This window comes from Microcystis sp. M53598_WE2, from assembly GCF_030067735.1.
Lineage (GTDB): Bacteria > Cyanobacteriota > Cyanobacteriia > Cyanobacteriales > Microcystaceae > Microcystis > Microcystis aeruginosa.
The window spans coordinates 1-2,321 of sequence record NZ_JASJFE010000096.1 but is presented as its reverse complement, the minus strand read 5'-3'; the positions used below and the strand labels follow the sequence as shown (position 1 = coordinate 2,321).

3 protein-coding genes are annotated in these 2,321 nt (G+C 43.9%); 1 reads left to right on the top strand and 2 read right to left on the bottom strand.

Annotated elements, in window-relative coordinates; all coding sequences use genetic code 11:
• The first annotated feature begins 175 nt into the window (after positions 1-175).
• Positions 176-964, top strand: coding sequence for a precorrin-4 C(11)-methyltransferase (gene cobM / locus PX636_RS02230; protein WP_288116094.1), 789 nt, complete (start codon positions 176-178; stop codon positions 962-964).
• A 365-nt stretch (positions 965-1,329) separates the two neighbouring features.
• On the opposite strand, the gene PX636_RS02225 is transcribed toward cobM, so the two are convergent.
• Together PX636_RS02225 and PX636_RS02220 are read right to left on the bottom strand one after the other, a co-directional pair.
• Positions 1,330-1,797 carry a TspO/MBR family protein gene (locus tag PX636_RS02225; protein WP_002799098.1) on the bottom strand — a complete coding sequence of 156 codons (468 nt, stop codon included), beginning with the start codon at positions 1,795-1,797 and terminating at the stop codon, positions 1,330-1,332.
• 9 nt (positions 1,798-1,806) lie between these two features.
• The gene (locus PX636_RS02220; RefSeq protein ID WP_288116093.1) at positions 1,807-2,148 is read right to left on the bottom strand and encodes a translation initiation factor; all 342 of its coding nucleotides are present in this window, start codon (positions 2,146-2,148) and stop codon (positions 1,807-1,809) included.
• Positions 2,149-2,321 lie beyond the last annotated feature (173 nt).

Below are 2,321 nucleotides of genomic sequence, written 5' to 3'. Positions count from 1 at the left end.
GCTAAGATTTAACAGTAAAGCCGTCGTAGAACGACGGGGTTTCAGACCCAAAATTTTCGATGATAGGATTCAGTATTCAGGAGTCAGGAGATTGTTTTTATTTATTCTCCCCACATCCCCACATCCCCACATCCCCACACCCTACACCCCACACCCCTTTTAAACAGGATTTAGTATGACTTTAATTGACTCCTCGGCGCTCTCCCCGGCCGTCTATTTTATTGGTGCGGGACCCGGAGATCCGGAATTATTGACGGTAAAAGCCTATAAAATTCTCCAAAAAGCCGATGTTATCCTCTTTGCTAATTCCCTCGTCCCTAAACAGATTCTTGAGGATACTCGTCAAGATGCCGAGTTAATTCCCACCAGTAGCATCACCCTAGAGGAAATTATCCCTTTAATGATCGATCGCGTGCGTCGGGGTTTAGCGGTGGTGCGACTGCAATCGGGGGATTTAAGTCTCTATAGTGCCATCCAAGAACAAATTGAGCTTTTGACAGCAGCAGATATACCCTTTCAGCTAATCCCCGGAATTAGTGCCTTTCAAGGATTAGCGGCCAAATTAGCCCTAGAATTAACGATTCCGGAATTAGTCCAGACAATTATTCTAACCCGGGTGGAAGGAAAAGCCTCTCCCATGCCAGAAAGTGAAGAATTAGCCTCTTTAGCCGCCCATAAAGCCAGTTTATGCCTATATTTAGCCGCCCGTCACGTTGACAAAGCCCAGGAAAAACTCCTACAATACTACGGGCCAGAGCAACAGGTGGCCGTTTGTTTTCGTCTCGGTTGGCCCGACGAAAAAATCTGGGTTGTCCCCCTGTCAGAGATGGCCCAATTAACCCATCGGGAAAATTTAACTAGAACTACCCTTTATCTAATTAGTCCCGCTTTAAACCAGATTACAGGAACTCGATCGCAACTTTATCACCCGCAACATTCCCATCTTTTCCGTCCTCATCCTTAGGTATTTTCTGGGAAGTCTATCGAAAGAAACACTAGGTTTCTACCTAAAGTTAGAGTTAAAGAGCGGCGATTTTGTTTAAGATTATTTCAGGAGGTAGGACAATTTTAAAAGCTTTTAAAATTAGTCTAACAATCCATGCACAACTGCCCTATATGTTCGGGAATTACCCTTCGTCACCTTGTGGCTAGTCGTGCCTACTGGTATTGTCCTCACTGTCGTCAGGAGGTTCCTAACTTCCTTGATTGCTCCATTCCTCGCAGGGTAGAGCGAGTTAGAGCGGAAAAAACAGTCTAGATTTTCAAGTTGGTAGATGGCAATAAGATCTGTGGGATGGGTTAAAAATTAACCCATCCCACTTTACCTATCTATACATCCCGAGGATTGAGATGGCTCATTTCCCAAGTCACATAGGTACCGATCGGACTCCAAATCAGGTAGGGTAAGAGTAGGATGCCCGCCCAAGAAGAAACAGGGAAAACCAATAGCGCCAGAAGACAACCCAAGAAAAAACCCGTACCTCCGATAATCGTTCCCGCTTTGAGACTGCGTAGTTTACAGGTGACGGGAGTATAGGCAGTAATAGTCAATTCCACCAACAGATAAAAAGCCATCAAAAACCAGCGATTAGCCGGTTGAGCTTCCCAGACTAAATAAGCAGAAATTGCCCCACAAATATAGATAATTGTCCAGATAAGAGGGATTAATCTTTCAAAGGTTAACCAATCGGGACGACGCAATCGCGCAAACCAACGTACATCGCGAGAATTGAGTAATCCCCCAGCTAACGCTACCAAAAATCCCACGACACCGATAAGCAACCAAGAGGGAATCATGATTTTAAGCTATCCTCCGCTAATTTTGGCTTTGTAACCCGATTCAATGAGAATTTGTACAATTTTTTGGCGATGATCTCCTTGGATCTCAATGGTATTTTCTTTCACTGTACCACCCGTTCCGCAAGCAGTTTTTAACTGTTTTAATAATTTCGTCAGAGTTTCGGTTTGGCATTGAAAACCTGTAACCATGGTAACGGTTTTTCCCGCACGACCGGAGCGGGAGGTTTGTACTCGCAAATTCTGCTGATTTGGGGGTAATTCAGGGATGGAACGCTCAAAAGCTTGAGAATTGCTTTTATCTCCAAATTCCTGATAGGCAATCCGGTTTTTTTCCTTAGATTTACTCATATAGCAATTATCATACTGGGTTTGGGGGTTTTTCAGTGATCAGTAAACAGTAAACAGTAATCAGTAAACTGAAAACTGGCATCTGATAACTGATAACTGATAACTGATTCAAAGCTGACTGCTGATAGCTCTTAATTGGTTGGACTGGCAGCGCATTTGATTAAGTTCAGCTG